The sequence below is a fragment of the Citromicrobium bathyomarinum genome (assembly GCF_021021475.1).
In the GTDB taxonomy this organism is placed as follows: domain Bacteria; phylum Pseudomonadota; class Alphaproteobacteria; order Sphingomonadales; family Sphingomonadaceae; genus Alteriqipengyuania; species Alteriqipengyuania bathyomarina.
In genome coordinates, this window is the sequence record NZ_JAINWL010000001.1 from 289,953 (window position 1) to 304,725 (window position 14,773).

Consider the following 14,773-nt stretch of genomic DNA (forward strand, 5'->3'; position numbering starts at 1 on the left):
CATTGACGTTCATCAGCGGAACATCGTGAGTCGCTGATGGATTATCACCACGTTTTCCACAGCCGGTCCAGCTCTTTTGCACCGGCTCTCTGGAGAATGAAGGTCGGAGTACAAACCATGATCGCGTTCGCCATTACCTGCCTGCTTGTCGCCACTATCGTTGTTGCGCTGCTGTCGGCGACCGACAGCCTGCTGCGCGGCGCACGCCATTATCGTGCGCTCGCAGCGCAATTGCGGACCCTGCGGTGCGATAACGGCCAGGCAAGTGGTGCCGCAACGATCACGGGCGGCAACCGCCCCGCCCCTTCGCTTCGTACCCGTCGTAAGAACGCGCCGCATCGCGCCACGCCCGCAGGGCTGCGCGCCGCCGCCTGATCTGTTGCCGACTGTTACTGCTGGAGGCCTTCGAGCTCGGCGGAAACGCCCAGCCGCCCCAGCACGGTCTCGCCCGCGGTCACCCGCTGGCCCATCAGCACCTGGGGAGAAGTTCCTGCCGGAAGGTAGAGATCGACCCTGCTGCCGAAACGAATCAGGCCGAGCCTCTGCCCCGCCGCTACGATATCGCCCGGCTTGACGAAGGGCACGATCCTCCGCGCGACCAACCCGGCGATCTGCGTCATCCCGATCACCACGCCATCGCTGCGCATCACGACCAGATGCTGGCGTTCGTTCTCCTCGCTCGCCTTGTCGAGCTCGGCATTGACGAACTTGCCGGGAATATAGCTCATCCGCCCGATCGTACCCGCACACGGGCTGCGGTTGATGTGCACGTCGAAGACGCTGAGATAGATCGAGATCCGGGTCAGCGGCGCGTTACCAAGCCCGCCGTCATCACCGCGCATTTCCAGCGGCGGCTCGACCTGCGTAATCTGCGTCACGATCCCGTCAGCCGGCGAGACCAGTAGGTCGTCACCGCGCGGAACCACGCGTTCCGGATCGCGGAAAAATGCGAGGATGCAAAGGGACAGGAAAGCCAGTGGCCAGGCGATCGTCTCCCACGCGAGCAGCGCCGCAATCAGTGAAACCCCAGCGCAGATCAGCGCGTACTTGCGCCCTTCCGGGTGGACCGACGGCAGACCGCCGCGCGCTTCTCCGCGACCGCGATTGTCCATGATCTCACCAGCCAAGGCGTTTCGCCCCCGCTTCTGGTACAGACGCTTGCAGCAGGATCATCATGCCACCTTGCGCACGAACACCGTGCCCGCCGAATAGCCTGCGCCGAAGCTACAGATCAGCCCCGTATCGCCTGCAGCCAGATCGGAATTGTTGAGGTGGAAGGCGATGATCGAGCCTGCGCTGGAGGTATTGCCGTATGTGTCGAGCACGGTCGGGCTCTCATCCTCGCTCGCCTCGTGTCCCAGCACGCGTTGTGCGATCAGCCGGTTCATACCCGCATTGGCTTGGTGCAGCCACAGGCGGCGCAGCGCCGCCGGATCGAGCGATAGCCGATCGGCCTCGTCGACGATCATCTGCGCGACCATCGGCACCACTTCCTTGAAGACCTTGCGCCCTTCCTGAACGAACAGCTTGTCCGGCGTGCCGATCGTCTCCGGCTCCGCGCGGTTGAGGAAGCCGAAATTGTTGCGGATGTTGTTGGAGAACACGGTCTTCAGCCGCGTCCCCAGAATGTCCCAGTGTTCTGCCGGCGCGATGGAAGCATCTTCCACCAGCACGGCAGTCGCGACATCGCCGAAGATGAAGTGGCTGTCACGGTCGCGCCAGTTGAGGTGCCCGCTGGTGATTTCGGGGCTGACCACCAGCACGCTCTTGGCATTGCCGGAGCGAATATAGTCCGCCGCGGTCTGGATGCCGAAGGTGGCGGACGAGCACGCGACGTTCATGTCGAAGGCGAATCCGTCGATACCGAGCGCCTGCTGGATTTCGATCGCCATCGCGGGATAGGGCCGCTGCATATTGGAAGCGGCGCACAGCACCGCATCGACGTCGGCGGCATCACGCCCTGCCCGTGCCAGCGCGTCGCGCGCCGCGGCGACGCCGATTTCCGCCATCATAGACAGATCGTCGTTCCCGCGCGGCTCGTGGCGCGGCTCCATGATCGCCGGGTCGATCAACGGCGCCTTGTTGATAACGTGGCGGGCCTTGATCCCGCTCGCCTTCTCGATGAATTCGACCGAACTGTGGACCAGCGGCTCCACCTCGCCCGACGCGATCGCGTCGGCGTGCTCTGCATTGTGCCGATCTACGAAAGCGTTGAAGCTTTCGACAAGCTCGGCATTGCTGATGCTGTCGGAGGGCGTGAACAGCCCGGTGGCGGAGATGACGGGGCGACCGCCCGCCTGCTCGTTTTGCTGTGTGCGTTGCGCGTTCATTGAAGGGTGAGACCTAGCGGCGCTGGGTTGGCACGGCAAGCGGGATGGCAGGAGCTCGCGTCCTTCCGCTTTTCTGCAGATGTGGACAGCGACCACACCGCCCATCTGCGCGCCCAAGCGCGCTCCATCACGGAGCAGAGGAAAATGGTGGACAGGGCTGGATTCGAACCAGCGTACGCTTGCGCGGGCAGATTTACAGTCTGCTGCCTTTAACCACTCGGCCACCTGTCCACAGGGCTGGTATGCGTGAGGCATTGCAAGAAACGATGTACCGGAAGCGGCCATCGTCTGCCGAGGAGCGCCCCTTTGGAGAAGCCGCGCTTGCCTGTCAATGGTCGCGGTGGCAGGGCGTGCGGCAATGGCAAAACCGGAACGTAAAAGAGCGCTGCGCGGACGTGCAGGACGAATGAAGGGTGGCCGCGGAAGCGGGCGCGCGAGCACAGGACAGGTGCGCCTGTGGGGCCGCCACGCGGTCGAGGCGGCTCTGCTCAACCCCGAACGCAAGCATCGCAAGCTGTGGGCGACCCGCGAGGGAATCGAATCGCTCGACGGCGAGCTGCCCCCCGATTTCCCGGTCGAGTATGCCGATACTCCTGATCTTGACCGGCTGGTTGCGCGCGATGCGCCGCACCAGGGGCTGGTGCTCGAATGCGCGCCGCTAGAAGAGCGCGATCTGGCTGAAGTCATTCAGAGCGGCGAGCCGGGCCGCCCCATCGTGCTGCTGGACCAAGTCACCGATCCACATAATGTCGGGGCAATCCTGCGCTCTGCCGCCGCATTCGATGCAGCGGCGATCGTGACGCAGGACCGGCACGCTCCGCCGGAAAGCGGCGTGGTAGCCAAGTCTGCATCGGGCGCGCTTGAAACCGTGCCATGGGTGCGTGTGGTCAATCTGGCGCGCGCGCTCGACGATCTGGCCGAACGCGGCTTCTGGCGCATCGGCCTGGCGGGCGAGGCGGAGATGACGCTGGCAGAGGCGATTCCGACCGGGCCGGTTGCACTGGTGCTGGGTGCCGAAGGCGCCGGGCTGCGCCACAATATCGCGGGCCACTGCGATGCACTGGCAAAGCTGCCCATCTCGGACGCAATCGAGAGCCTGAACGTGTCGAACGCAGCGGCGATCGCGCTTTACGCGCTGGCCACCAGCGCCGACTGATTTCTCCCGAAAAAAGACAACAAAAAACCCCGCCGGTCCACCACCCGGCGGGGTTTCTTATTTCATGCGCCGATTGCTCGACGCACCAAGCCGAAAAAGGCTTAGTTTACAGCGTCCTTGAGGCCCTTGCCGGCCTTGAACTTCGGCTGGTTCGACGCCTTGATTTCCATCGGTTCGCCGGTGCGCGGGTTACGGCCAGTCGAAGCCTTGCGCTTGGCGACCGAAAACGTGCCGAAACCGACAAGCCGAACCTCATCGCCATTGGCGAGGGCCTTCTGGATCGCGTCGAAAACACCTTCGACGGCGTTCGAGGCATCGCTCTTGGAAAGGCCACAGGATTCGGCGACGGTGCCGATCAGTTCATTCTTGTTCATTCGGAAAAACCCCTCAGTCCCAGACATTCAAAGTGGTGATCCGCGATAGTGCGAATGGACCCACCTGATACCTTCGTCACGAGTCTGTCAAAGGCAAATTGCCGGAAAAGCCCCGATTTGTGCGATTTTTTGGTTCACATACGTTAACCTTGGGGAAAAACCCCGTCCCTGCGCGGCACAGACGAAGCTCTCCCCCCCGGATTAATGCGTAGTCTGCCCGCTTTCCGCAAACGGCGGTTCGCTGATCGGCTGGCTCGCAAGGTCGTCCGCCTCAGTCCACTCGATCGCTTCCGGCTTGCGGACCAGTGCGTGGGCCAGAACCTCGTCGACATGGGCCACTGGGACGATCTCGACCCCATCGGTGATGCGATCGGGAATTTCCGCCAGGTCCTTCACGTTCTCCTGAGGGATGAGCACCTTGGGAATACCGCCGCGCCGTGCGGCGAGCAGCTTTTCCTTCAGCCCACCGATCGCCAGCACACGCCCGCGCAGGGTAACCTCGCCGGTCATGGCGATATCCGGGCGCACCGGAATCCCGGCGAGCGTTGAAACGATCGAGGTGACCATGCCCACACCCGCACTCGGCCCATCCTTCGGCACCGCGCCTTCGGGCAGGTGGATGTGGATGTTCTTGCGGCGGAAGATCGACGGCTTGATGCCATAGGCGGGCGACCGCGCCTTCACGAAGCTGAACGCTGCGGCGACGCTTTCATTCATCACCTCGCCGAGCTTGCCGGTGGTCTTGATCTCGCCCTTGCCCGGCGTGGTAACGCTCTCGATGGTCAGCAGTTCGCCGCCCACCTCGGTCCACGCGAGACCGGTGACCGCGCCGATCTGCGCCTCTTCCTCGCCAAGGCCGTGCTTGTATTTGCGCACGCCTGCGAACTCGCCGAGGTTATCCGGCGTGATCGCGACCGTTTCGGCCTTCTTTTCGAGGATCTTGCGCAGGGACTTGCGCGCCAGCCGCGCGATCTCGCGCTCCAGCGTCCGCACGCCGGCTTCGCGGGTGTAATAGCGGATCAGGTCGCGCAGGGCGTCTTCGGCGAGCGAGAATTCGCCCTCCTCCAGCCCGTGGTCGGCGATCTGCTTGGGCAGCAGATGGCGCTGCGCGATCTCGACCTTCTCGTCCTCGGTGTAGCCTTCCAGCCGGATGATCTCCATCCGGTCGAGCAGCGGCTGCGGCAGGTCGAGCGTGTTGGCGGTGCACACGAACATCACATCCGACAGGTCGTAGTCGACCTCCAGGTAGTGATCCTGGAAGCGAGCGTTCTGCTCAGGGTCGAGCACCTCGAGCAGGGCCGAGGCGGGATCGCCGCGGAAATCCTGGCCCAGCTTGTCGATCTCGTCGAGCAGGAACAGCGGATTGCTGGTGCCCGCCTTGGTCAGGTTCTTGACGATCTTGCCCGGCATCGAGCCGATATAGGTCCGCCGGTGGCCGCGAATCTCTGATTCGTCACGCACCCCGCCCAGCGACTGGCGCACGAACTCGCGGCCAGTGGCGCGGGCGATCGATTTGCCGAGGCTGGTCTTGCCGACACCCGGAGGGCCGACGAGGCACAGGATCGGGCCTTTCAGCTTGTTGGTCCGCGCCTGAACGGCGAGATATTCGATGATCCGTTCCTTGACCTTCTCAAGCGCATAGTGGTCATCGTCGAGCACCTTCTCCGCATCTTCGATGTCGCGGTTGAGCTCGCTCTTTTCGCCCCAAGGCAAGTCTAGCAGCACATCGAGATAATTGCGGATCACGGTGGCTTCAGCGCTCATCGGCTGCATCGCCTTGAGCTTCTTGAGCTCGCTCTCGGCCTTGGCGCGTGCCTCGTCCGTCAGCTCCAGCTTCTCGATCTTTTCCTGCAGCTCGGCGATCTCGTCGCCTTCGCCGCCCTCGCCCGAACCGCCCAGCTCGTTCTGGATCGCCTTCAATTGTTCGTTGAGGTAATATTCACGCTGGGTCTTCTCCATCTGCCGCTTCACGCGGCCACGGATGCGCCGCTCCACCTGCAGCACGGAAAGCTCGCCTTCCATGAAGTTGAGCAGCATTTCGAGCCGCTTGCGAGGATCGGGCTCGGTCAGCAACGCCTGCTTGTCCGCAACCTTGATCGAGAGAGAGGCAGCCACCGCATCGGCCAGCGCGCCTGCATCGTCGACATCGCCCAGCTCTTCGGCTGCGCCTTCGTTCTTCTTGGAAAGTTTCGTGTATTCGGCAAACTGCTCGACCACCGAACGCATCAGCGCCGTCACTTCGCTGCCCGACACTGTCGTCGGCTGGATCCGGCGAACTTCGGCGATGGTCAGTTCGCCCTGATCGTGCAGCGCGCTCAGATGCGCGCGCTCGCGACCTTCGACCAACACGCGGACCGTGCCGTCGGGCATCTTGAGCATCTGGAGAACCTGCGCGACCACGCCGATGTCGTACAGGTCGGACCCGTCCGGATCCTCGCAAGAGGGGTCGATCTGGGCGAGCAGGAAAATGTCCTTGTCACCCTCCATCGCGGCTTCGAGCGCGGCGACCGAGCGGTCACGGCCCACGAAGATCGGTACGACCATGCCGGGAAAGACGACGATGTCGCGGAGGGGAAGCAGGGGAAAGCGCTGAGTCATAGATGTTCTTTGGCGCGCGGATTGGGCGCGCACCCGTCCTTGTCAATCAATATGGGTCGGACCCTGCAGGGCTGCAATGCCGGTGGTCCGAGGTGTATGGATACGGCGCAATCGGCGGCCGTGCTCCCTACGGCCGCCAGAAAACCCTTATCCCATGCCGGGCAGGTTGAAGCCCGGGGGCAGGCCCATGCCCGACTGGATGCGCTGCATTTCCTCGGAGGAAACGCGGTCGGCCTTGCCGCGCGCATCGTTGAACGCGGCGGCGACCAGATCCTCGACCATCTGCTTTTCTTCCGGCTTCATCAGGCTTTCGTCGATCGACACGCCCAGGATCCGCCCGCGCGCGGTGCACTTCACAGTCACCAGCCCGCCCCCGGCGGTGCCTTCGACCTCGATCGAATCGAGCTTGGCCTGCGCATCGCCCATCTGGCTCTGGATCGTCTCGGCAGCCTTCTGCGCGGCGGCCATCATTTCTTCCATCGACTTCATGCTTGCTTGCTCCATTGGCGGGCGTTGTTGGCGGCGGCCTGCTCTTTCTCGTCGAGTAGTTCCGCCTGGGGGAAGGCGGCGCGCGCCGCCTGCATAAGGGGATGTGCTTCCATCGCGTCGCGCAGCGCGGCAGCCTCTGCCTGCGCGGCTTCGGCCATGCTTGGCGGGGCAGCAGGGTCCTCGACCTCGGTCAGCACCCACGAACGCCCCGTTGCCTTGGCGAGAGCGCCGCGCAGTTCGGTTTCGATCTTGTCCCTGAACTCCGGCGCGCGCGCGAAAGTCAGCGCGCCGTCTTCCAGCGAGACAACCCGCAGCTGAAGCCGCATGATGCTCGCCGCGATATATTCACCCGCATCTTCCACCTTCGCCACCAGGCTGGCGAAATCGGGGCGTGCGAGCGAGGCTGGCCGGGTGCGGGTTTCGGGGCTGTCGCCGGAGCCAAGGGCGGGTGCGGGCGAGTCGGCGGAGGCTGCGGGGATGCCCTTGGCAAGTTCCTCCATCCGCTTGACCAGCGAGCCCGGGTCGGGCGCGTTGGCAGCGTGGATCAACCGCAACAGCGCCATCTGCGCCGACACCAGCGGATCGGGCGCGGTCTTTACCTCGTCGTACCCCTTCAGCAGCATCTGCCACAGGCGATGAAGCTGGCCGGGGGTGAGCCGCGCGGCCCATTCGGACAATTGCCCGCGCTCTTCCTCGCCCGCCAGATCGGGCATCGCGCCACCGATCTGCATCACGGTGATCCTGTGAACGATCTCCATCAGCGATCGCATCAGCGCGAGCGGCTCCACGCCGAGCGCATACTGGTCTGCCACCGTATCCAGCATCGTCTTGGGTTCGCCCTCGAGGATCGCGCCGAGCAGCCGACGCTGCGCGCCTGCATCGGCCAAGCCGAGCATGTCGCGCACGCGCGCTGCGGTAACCTTCGCATCGCTGTCCAGATCGGCGTGGGCGATCGCCTGGTCGAGGATGGAGAGCCCGTCGCGGACAGACCCTTCGGCCGCCGCTGCGACCAGATTGAGCGCTTCGGGCTCGGCTTCGACGCCTTCCTGGCTGCAGACCCAAGCGAAATGCTCGCCCAACCGCTCGGTCGGGATGCGGCGCAGGTCGAAGCGCTGGGTTCGGCTGAGCACGGTGACCGGCAGCTTGTCGACCTCGGTTGTCGCGAAGAGGAACTTCACGTGGGCGGGCGGTTCCTCAAGTGTCTTGAGCAAGGCATTGAAAGCATTGCGAGACAGCATGTGGACTTCGTCGATAATGTATATCTTATAGCGCGCGCTGACGGCCGCATAACGGACCGCCTCGATAATTTCGCGCACGTCATCGACACCGGTATGGCTGGCAGCGTCCATCTCGATCACGTCGATATGGCGGCCTTCCGCGATTGCCCGGCAGGGTTCGCACACGCCGCAGGGATCGATGGTCGGCCCGCCCTGCCCATCCGGCCCGATGCAGTTGAGCGCCTTGGCGATCAGGCGTGCAGTGGATGTCTTCCCCACCCCACGCACCCCGGTCATCAGGAAGGCGTGCGCCAGCCGGTCACGCCGGATGGCGTTGGCCAGCGTCTGCACCATCGGTTCCTGACCGATCAGCTGGCTGAACGTCTGCGGACGATATTTGCGCGCGAGCACGCGGTAGGGCTGCGCCGGGTCGGCGACGGCAGGCGGCGCGGGCTTAGGCGCAGCCTCGGCGGCCTCCGATGGGCCGGATTCGGGCGCGGATTCGGGCTTGGCTGGCTCGCCTCCGAACATCGCGCTCTGGCCCGCAGCCTCCAGTTCGGCGGCGGTCGGCGCTTCGGTTTCGCTATCGGGCAGATCGGTATCAGGCATGAGGACCCAATCTAGGCACGCAGAGCGGCTTTGTCGAAGCTTGACTTTTAAGTTTTAAAACGCAACTTAGTCCGTATCGGGGAGAACGGCACATGAGCATCATCGCAGGGCGCAAGACTGCCCAATTCAGTGGTCCGCTGGTGGTTTTCGTCATCGGGATGCGGATCAACCACTTCCACAAGGTCGGCAAGTGGCTGCCAGTTCTCAGGGCCATGCCGCCGATGCTGGAAGAACTGGCGAAGGACCCGGACAGCGGATTTCTCGGCTCCCAGAACATGCTTGCCGGGCCGCGACAGGTCTGCCTGCTGCAATACTGGCGCGATTTCGACAGTCTCGAAGCCTATGCGCGTTCGCGCGACAGGCAGCACTGGCCGGCCTGGGTCGCGTTCAACAAGGCGGTGGGCGGCGACGGGACAGTGGGTATTTTCCACGAGACCTATGCGGTCGACGCAGGTCGTCACGAAACGATCTACGCCAACATGCCCGCGTGGGGCCTCGGTAAGGTGTCAGGGGTCACCGACGCCGCGGGATCGCGCAGCGAGGCACGCTCGCGCATGAAGACATCGGCAGAATAGGAAAAGGAGCCGAGCGACCCGCCGCAATTCACCTGGGCTGCTTCCTTCCGGACCTGACCCGGTGAGCGAACGCAAACGTCCACCCGACTCCCGCTCGCCACATGGCGAACTCGGCTCAGGATTTCAAGCGCCGCTTTTGCGAATCCACTCGGCGACCGCGCGCGCTGCATCGGCAAGGACGGCATCCGCCTCGGCGCTGGTGCCTGTCGGACGGTCGAGAAATGCCGCCAGAACGTACCGTGCGCCGGTCGGCGTTTCGAACACCGCGATGTCGTTGAACTCGGGCTGCCCTTCCCCGCCGCAGGTTCCGGTCTTGTCGCCGGCGTTCCAGCCGTCCGGCAATCCGCCCCGCAGACGCGCCATGCCTGTGGATGTCTCCACCAGCCAGCCGTGCAGGATGCCGCGGTCGGTTGCGGAGAGCCGGTCGCCCCACAGCAGATTGCCGACCAGTTCGGCTTTAGCTTCGGGTGTGGTCGTATCGCGCGGATCGCCGGGCGCATTCTCGTTCAAGGTGGGCTCGTTACGATCGAGCCGCGTTACCCCATCGCCAGTATTGCGCAGCCATGCGGTGAACGCCTCCGGCCCACCGAGTCGGGCGAGCAGAAGATTGGCCGCCGTATTGTCGCTCAGCGTCACCGCGTGGTGCGCCGCTTCCAAACCGGACATCCAGCCGATCTGCGCGCGTTCTTTCGCATAGGGCGCGTAGGAGAGGATATCGTCCTCCCCGAAATCCAGCCGTTCCTCACGCACACCCGCCGTCTCCAGCGCCATCGCCGCAAGCGCGAGCTTGAATGTGGAGCACATGGCAAAGCGCTCCGCCCCGCGATGCGCGAAAACGAGGCCTTCATCCTGCGAGAACAGCGCCAGGCCGAGCCGACCGCCGGAAGCAGCCTCCACACCGTCGATCTGCGCGGCGAGCTGCTCGGTCGAAACCTCGGTCGGCTGTGACGGCGTCGAATGCGCAGCGCAGCCGGCCGTCGCCAGCGCAATCGCCCCGAGGAAGACTTTCATCATCCGCTCAGCGGAAATTATCGGCGTAGGACTGCAGCTTGAGCGTCTTGGGCGGAGTTGCATGGACGCGCGCGGCAATGCCGTATTTTTCGGCATAGGCTTTCGCCTCATCCTTGCTCGGGAAGGTCAGGATGACCTGCGCCTGCGTGTCGCCGCTGCCGGTCCAGCCCATCAGCGGATCGGGCCGCCGCGCTTCGGATTGCTCGAACTCGAGCACCCATTCGTCGATACGCGCCTTGCCGCTCTGCATCGCGTTCTTGGGTCGCTGGTAAATACGTGCTGCCATGGCGATCTCCCTAATTCAGCCTTGGCCGCGTGAAAAGGCATTCTTCGTCTTGAGGCTTGCGACCTCGGTCCACGGCTCGTCCGGCCAGCGATGTTTCGGATAGCGGCCCTTCATATCCTTGCGCACATCGGCCCAGCTACCGCGCCAGAAAGCGGGCAGATCGCGCGTCCCCTGGACCGGGCGGCCGGCCGGGCTGGTCAGCTTGAGCAGCAGCGGTGTGCGACCGATCATCGGATGGCGATCAAGCCCGTAAAGCGCCTGCACCCGCACCTCGACCGCGGGTGCATCCTGCCCCTCGTAATCGATCGGGTGGTGCGTACCTGCGGGCGAGACGAATTCGCGCGGTGCAGCTTCGTCCAGCCGCTGCCGCTCGTTCCAGTCGAGCTGAGCCAAGACTGCATCGACCAGCTTGCCCTTGCTTACCGCGAGATCGCGACGACCTGCCAGCAGCGGCGCGAGCCATAGCTCGACGGTTTCGCGCAAAGCCTCGGACGCAAGCCCCTCGATCCCCGCAAAACGCGCGCGGGCGAGCAGTGCGGCGGGGAGCAGTTCCCCCAGCTTGTCCAGAGCCTTGTCCACAAGCAGCGCCTGCACGGCATCCATGTCCGGCTCCTGGTCCTGCCCCTTCGACAGGACCAACGCCCCCAGCCGCTCCTCGCGCCGCGCCTCGACCCGTTCCCCGGTCCAGCGCAGCGTCCGATGGAGCGCAATCCGCTCACCCAGCCACTGGCGCAGATCCGCTTCTTCAAGCGCAGCGGCGGCGGTGATCCGCGCGCCCTGCGCCGAACCTTGCGCATCGCCGATCACGCAATATTCGGCGCGCGCGACCGAGGATGTCGGGTCGAGCCGGTAACCGCGACCGTTCGCCGCCAGCCAGTCCTCGCCCGAATTATCTCGGCGCTTTGCTATAAAACCTGGACGACCGGCGGCGAGGATGATGGCGAGTGGAACCTCAAGAACCGTTCGTGCTGAGCTTGTCGAAGCACGTTCGCGCCCACGCCCTTCGACAGGCTCAGGGCGAACGGAAGTTAGATTTTGAGCAGCCGCAGCCCATCGCCCCGCCAGCTTGCGGCTCGCGTCGGCACGCCCGCCCCGCTCGCCATTCCAGCGCGAGAGTCGCGCCTCCAAATCCTCTCCGCGACCGCCCAGCCCGCGCTCCTGCAACAGCAGCACGAGCCGCGCCGCGTGCTCGGTACAGCCATGCCGCGCGCCGAACAGCACCATCGCCGCGCCAGCGGGGTCGAGCGGCAGCTGCGCCATAGCCTCACCCTGCGGCGTGATTCGCCCCTCCTCATCGAGAGCACCGAGCGCCCGCAACTCCTCGCGCGCCGTCGCGAGAGAAGCTTCCGGGGGAGGATCGAGCCAGCGCAGATTGGCAGGCTCGCTCTCGCCCCACTTGGCCAGCGTCAGCACCAGCGGCGCGAGGTCGCTAGTGGCGATCTCGGGCGGCTCGAACGCGGGGCGACCGGCATGCGCGGCCTCGGCCCACAGGCGAAAAGCTACACCGGGAGCCTGCCGCGCCGCGCGCCCTGCCCGCTGGGTGGCGGAGGCCTGCGATGCCTGCACCGTCACCAGCCGGTTCCCGCCCGCTGCGCGGTCGTACTCCGCACGCCGAGACAGCCCGCCATCGACCACCACGGTCACACCGTCCAATGTCAGAGAGGTTTCCGCAATCGCGGTCGCCAGCACGATCCGCCGGCGACCCTCGGCATCGCGGCGGATCGCGGCGCGCTGGCCGGCGGGATCGACCTGCCCGTGCAGCGGCAGGATCACCGCGCCGCGCAAGCGCTCCTCCAGCCGTTCGCGCACCCGCTCGATCTCGCGCACGCCGGGCAGGAAGGCGAGGATGTCGCCCTCCTCCGCCCGCCACGCCTGCGCCACCGCATCGGCCATCGCATCCTCGAAGCGTTGCGTGCCGCTCGATCCCAGCCACTCGATCCGCAAGGGATGGCTGCGCCCCTCGCTCTCGATCACCGGGCACTCGTTCATGAGCCCGGCAAACCGCTCTCCGTCGAGCGTGGCGGACATCACCAGCAGGCGCAGATCTTCGCGCAGCACGCCTTGCGTCTCCAGCGCGAGCGCGAGGCCGAAGTCGCTGTCCAGATGCCGCTCATGCGCTTCGTCGAACAGCACGGCGGAAACGCCCGGCAGTTCGGGATCGGCAACGATGCGGTTGAGAAAAATCGCCTCGGTCAAGACGGTTACGCGCGTCTTTGCAGAGCGTTTCGAGTCGAGCCGAGTGAGGTAGCCGATGGTTTCGCCCGGCTTTTCCCCCAGCATCGCCGCCATCCGCTCCGCCGCAGCGCGAGCGGCAACGCGGCGGGGCGAGAGCAGCAGGATTTCGCCGGTGCACCAGTCCTCGCCCAGCAGCGCGGGCGCGACCGCGGTCGTCTTGCCCGCCCCTGGCGGCGCGACCAGCACCGCGTTGGGCCCGCCCGCCAGCGCGGCCTTCAGCTGCGGCAATACGGCGTGGATAGGGAGGCTGGAATCGTCGGGCATTCCCCCGCCTCTAACCCAGTCCGTCACCCCTGCGAAGGCGTCCTTCGCGGATCACTCCCCCTCCCAGCCGAACACGTCCTCCACCCCCACGCCGAACAGGCGCGCGATGCGGAAGGCGGTTTCCAGGCTGGGGGAGTAGCGCCCCTGTTCGATCGCGATGATCGTGTGGCGCGTCACCCCCACCGCCTCGCCCAGCGCGGCCTGGCTCATCTTGTCATGCTCCTCGCGCAGCTCGCGCACGCGGTTGGTGATCGGCGGGCGCTTACCCATCGGACCGGCCCATCAGACGCCTCCCATCAGATCGGCCTACGGAACAGGACGATCTGGAACACATATTCCGCCAGCTGCGCGACGATCAGCGCACCGATGATGTGGTGGAACAGCATCCCGCCACTGGGCAGCGCGACGTAGGTCGCGCAGGCGGCAACCGCCAGCACGCCCATCACCATGCCCGACCAGTGCCCCGCCCGGTCGATGACGATCTTCTCCCGCTCGTCCGCCGGGGCGTTTGCCTCCTTGGGAGAGGCAATCGCGAGCCCGATCTGCGCGACGACCGAGAACACGACCACCGCGAGCACATAGGGGATCAGCGGCTCGATCACCGGAGCCTGCGGTGCCCCCGCCACCAGCTGCGCGTAGAACACCCCGGTCGCGAGCATGATCGCCCCCATGACCCACGCGGATTTTTCCCTGAACGACATGATCGCAAATCTCCTCCGTTATGTAGAACATTTTCTACATAGGAGCGCGCGAGGCGGATGTCGAACATTTTCGACATTATCCCATTGCGACAAGTATCGCTCGACTCTTTCGGGAGCCCGGTGATATGAGGGGGGGATGGGAAACGCCGAACGAACGCCAACTGACATCGCGTTTGACATCATCAAAAAGCCGAAAGCCCTCGTTGGTTCCGGCTTCGTCGCAATCGCATTTGGGCCAACTCTCAAGAAACTTTGGGAGGGCGCTGGCATGATTGAGGCCCTTACTTCTAACGCCGAGTTTTTGTATTCGCTTCCCGACAAAAACTGGTTTCAGATTCTTTGCCTTTTCGCAGCAGGTTATTTTCTCTGGTCCGCAGCGCGCGAGGTCAAAGAGGATTACCAAAGGCAGCTATCGGAAAGTAAAAGAATAGCCCTTGAGGGAAGCACTCGGTCTCGCGAGTATATGTCCGACGGGTTCGACAAGCTTGATGCGCTTTCCGAACTCTATGTCTTGGAAACGAAACGAGTAGAATTGGACCGCGCTTTTGAAGATTTGCGCTATAGCCCTAATCGTTTAGAAAGTTTGGAAAAGCAAAGAGTTGCCGTTCCTGCGAAGGTGAAGCAGATGATTGCAGAAGGGGAGACGGGAGTTGATAAAGCGGGGATGGTCGGTTCCATTAATCTCGATGTTACATTAACTTGTCGAAAAATCAGCGAAACCCGAGAAAAGTTCGGGATAATGGGGGATTGGCAGGCCGACCCGGAGGTCGATGGCGTGAAACAGAAGATGGCCATTTGGACGAAAGCAAAAGCGGCAATTGAGCCGCTAGATGCCATGCGAGATGATCTTCGGAGAAAGATTGAAGACACCCGACAGAAGGCCTTTGGTTCACATGAATGAACGGACCCGCTTCGACCGCCTGCTTGC

Annotated in this window: 15 protein-coding genes, 1 tRNA gene and 1 other RNA gene; 4 read left to right on the top strand and 13 right to left on the bottom strand. The window is 64.3% G+C overall.

Annotation, left to right across the window (positions count from 1 at the left end):
- Positions 1 to 117: 117 nt before the first annotated feature.
- A complete protein-coding gene (locus tag K7H93_RS01500; RefSeq protein WP_230782080.1) occupies positions 118 to 375 on the top strand; it encodes a hypothetical protein in 258 nt (85 codons plus the stop codon).
- A 14-nt stretch (positions 376 to 389) separates the two neighbouring features.
- Here the strand turns inward: K7H93_RS01500 and K7H93_RS01505 are convergent, their stop codons facing one another.
- The 3 genes from K7H93_RS01505 to K7H93_RS01515 all read right to left on the bottom strand — a co-directional run bounded on the left by K7H93_RS01505 (position 390) and on the right by K7H93_RS01515 (position 2,561).
- Positions 390 to 1,127: a phosphatidylserine decarboxylase gene (locus K7H93_RS01505; RefSeq protein WP_054525889.1), complete on the bottom strand. Its 738-nt coding sequence runs from the start codon at positions 1,125 to 1,127 to the stop codon at positions 390 to 392.
- A gap of 45 nt (positions 1,128 to 1,172) precedes the next feature.
- Complete coding sequence (locus K7H93_RS01510; protein ID WP_230782082.1) at positions 1,173 to 2,330, bottom strand: beta-ketoacyl-ACP synthase III; 1,158 nt, start codon at positions 2,328 to 2,330, stop codon at positions 1,173 to 1,175.
- A gap of 145 nt (positions 2,331 to 2,475) precedes the next feature.
- Positions 2,476 to 2,561 (bottom strand) — tRNA-Tyr (locus K7H93_RS01515).
- Positions 2,562 to 2,688: 127 nt separating this feature from the next.
- Between K7H93_RS01515 and rlmB the strand changes: the two genes are divergently transcribed.
- Complete coding sequence (gene rlmB, locus K7H93_RS01520; RefSeq protein ID WP_230782084.1) at positions 2,689 to 3,486, top strand: 23S rRNA (guanosine(2251)-2'-O)-methyltransferase RlmB; 798 nt, start codon at positions 2,689 to 2,691, stop codon at positions 3,484 to 3,486.
- 101 nt (positions 3,487 to 3,587) lie between these two features.
- On the opposite strand, the gene K7H93_RS01525 is transcribed toward rlmB, so the two are convergent.
- The 4 genes from K7H93_RS01525 to K7H93_RS01540 form a co-directional block, all read right to left on the bottom strand.
- Positions 3,588 to 3,860 (bottom strand): HU family DNA-binding protein, encoded by a 273-nt coding sequence (locus K7H93_RS01525; protein WP_010239281.1) that lies wholly within the window; start codon positions 3,858 to 3,860, stop codon positions 3,588 to 3,590.
- 201 nt (positions 3,861 to 4,061) lie between these two features.
- Entirely contained in the window at positions 4,062 to 6,458 is a 2,397-nt protein-coding gene (lon, locus tag K7H93_RS01530; protein ID WP_230782085.1) for an endopeptidase La, read from the bottom strand.
- A 147-nt stretch (positions 6,459 to 6,605) separates the two neighbouring features.
- The gene (locus K7H93_RS01535; protein ID WP_010239277.1) at positions 6,606 to 6,947 is read right to left on the bottom strand and encodes a YbaB/EbfC family nucleoid-associated protein; all 342 of its coding nucleotides are present in this window, start codon (positions 6,945 to 6,947) and stop codon (positions 6,606 to 6,608) included.
- Positions 6,944 to 8,773, bottom strand: a complete 1,830-nt coding sequence (locus K7H93_RS01540; protein ID WP_230782087.1) for a DNA polymerase III subunit gamma/tau — start codon at positions 8,771 to 8,773, stop codon at positions 6,944 to 6,946. The genes K7H93_RS01535 and K7H93_RS01540 overlap by 4 nt, the downstream gene beginning before the upstream one ends.
- Positions 8,774 to 8,865: 92 nt before the next feature.
- Here K7H93_RS01540 and K7H93_RS01545 point away from each other — a divergent pair, with 92 nt between their 5' ends.
- Positions 8,866 to 9,348, top strand: a complete 483-nt coding sequence (locus tag K7H93_RS01545; RefSeq protein WP_230782089.1) for a DUF4188 domain-containing protein — start codon at positions 8,866 to 8,868, stop codon at positions 9,346 to 9,348.
- Here the strand turns inward: K7H93_RS01545 and ffs are convergent.
- The 6 genes from ffs to K7H93_RS01575 all read right to left on the bottom strand — a co-directional run bounded on the left by ffs (position 9,348) and on the right by K7H93_RS01575 (position 13,845).
- An RNA gene (gene ffs / locus K7H93_RS01550) (signal recognition particle sRNA small type) lies at positions 9,348 to 9,442 on the bottom strand. The two genes, K7H93_RS01545 and ffs, sit on opposite strands and share 1 nt — an antisense overlap.
- Positions 9,443 to 9,471: 29 nt before the next feature.
- Positions 9,472 to 10,362, bottom strand: coding sequence for a class A beta-lactamase (gene bla, locus K7H93_RS01555; RefSeq protein WP_230782091.1), 891 nt, complete (start codon positions 10,360 to 10,362; stop codon positions 9,472 to 9,474).
- 4 nt (positions 10,363 to 10,366) lie between these two features.
- Positions 10,367 to 10,645, bottom strand: a complete 279-nt coding sequence (locus tag K7H93_RS01560) for an ETC complex I subunit (protein WP_029140583.1) — start codon at positions 10,643 to 10,645, stop codon at positions 10,367 to 10,369.
- 15 nt (positions 10,646 to 10,660) lie between these two features.
- Positions 10,661 to 13,144 carry an ATP-dependent helicase HrpB gene (gene hrpB / locus K7H93_RS01565; RefSeq protein WP_230782092.1) on the bottom strand — a complete coding sequence of 828 codons (2,484 nt, stop codon included), beginning with the start codon at positions 13,142 to 13,144 and terminating at the stop codon, positions 10,661 to 10,663.
- Between the two features lie 51 nt (positions 13,145 to 13,195).
- Positions 13,196 to 13,414, bottom strand: coding sequence for a helix-turn-helix transcriptional regulator (locus tag K7H93_RS01570; RefSeq protein ID WP_226660593.1), 219 nt, complete (start codon positions 13,412 to 13,414; stop codon positions 13,196 to 13,198).
- Between the two features lie 26 nt (positions 13,415 to 13,440).
- Positions 13,441 to 13,845 (bottom strand): hypothetical protein, encoded by a 405-nt coding sequence (locus K7H93_RS01575; RefSeq protein ID WP_230782093.1) that lies wholly within the window; start codon positions 13,843 to 13,845, stop codon positions 13,441 to 13,443.
- Positions 13,846 to 13,981: 136 nt separating this feature from the next.
- Between K7H93_RS01575 and K7H93_RS01580 the strand changes: the two genes are divergently transcribed.
- On the top strand, positions 13,982 to 14,746 hold the full coding sequence (locus K7H93_RS01580; RefSeq protein ID WP_230782095.1) for a hypothetical protein: 765 nt from the start codon (positions 13,982 to 13,984) through the stop codon (positions 14,744 to 14,746).
- The last annotated feature ends 27 nt before the right edge of the window (positions 14,747 to 14,773 follow it).

What these genes read in the sequence shown, in the direction of transcription:
- K7H93_RS01570 (WP_226660593.1), bottom strand. Translation starts at nt 13,414, where the DNA reads ATGGGTAAGCGCCCGCCGATCACCAACCGCGTGCGCGAGCTGCGCGAG.
- K7H93_RS01525 (WP_010239281.1), bottom strand. Translation starts at nt 3,860, where the DNA reads ATGAACAAGAATGAACTGATCGGCACCGTCGCCGAATCCTGTGGCCTT.
- K7H93_RS01580 (WP_230782095.1), top strand. Translation starts at nt 13,982, where the DNA reads ATGGGAAACGCCGAACGAACGCCAACTGACATCGCGTTTGACATCATC.
- K7H93_RS01535 (WP_010239277.1), bottom strand. Translation starts at nt 6,947, where the DNA reads ATGAAGTCGATGGAAGAAATGATGGCCGCCGCGCAGAAGGCTGCCGAG.
- K7H93_RS01545 (WP_230782089.1), top strand. Translation starts at nt 8,866, where the DNA reads ATGAGCATCATCGCAGGGCGCAAGACTGCCCAATTCAGTGGTCCGCTG.
- K7H93_RS01500 (WP_230782080.1), top strand. Translation starts at nt 118, where the DNA reads ATGATCGCGTTCGCCATTACCTGCCTGCTTGTCGCCACTATCGTTGTT.
- K7H93_RS01575 (WP_230782093.1), bottom strand. Translation starts at nt 13,845, where the DNA reads ATGTCGTTCAGGGAAAAATCCGCGTGGGTCATGGGGGCGATCATGCTC.
- bla (WP_230782091.1), bottom strand. Translation starts at nt 10,362, where the DNA reads ATGATGAAAGTCTTCCTCGGGGCGATTGCGCTGGCGACGGCCGGCTGC.
- lon (WP_230782085.1), bottom strand. Translation starts at nt 6,458, where the DNA reads ATGACTCAGCGCTTTCCCCTGCTTCCCCTCCGCGACATCGTCGTCTTT.
- K7H93_RS01510 (WP_230782082.1), bottom strand. Translation starts at nt 2,330, where the DNA reads ATGAACGCGCAACGCACACAGCAAAACGAGCAGGCGGGCGGTCGCCCC.
- K7H93_RS01560 (WP_029140583.1), bottom strand. Translation starts at nt 10,645, where the DNA reads ATGGCAGCACGTATTTACCAGCGACCCAAGAACGCGATGCAGAGCGGC.
- hrpB (WP_230782092.1), bottom strand. Translation starts at nt 13,144, where the DNA reads ATGCCCGACGATTCCAGCCTCCCTATCCACGCCGTATTGCCGCAGCTG.
- K7H93_RS01540 (WP_230782087.1), bottom strand. Translation starts at nt 8,773, where the DNA reads ATGCCTGATACCGATCTGCCCGATAGCGAAACCGAAGCGCCGACCGCC.
- rlmB (WP_230782084.1), top strand. Translation starts at nt 2,689, where the DNA reads ATGGCAAAACCGGAACGTAAAAGAGCGCTGCGCGGACGTGCAGGACGA.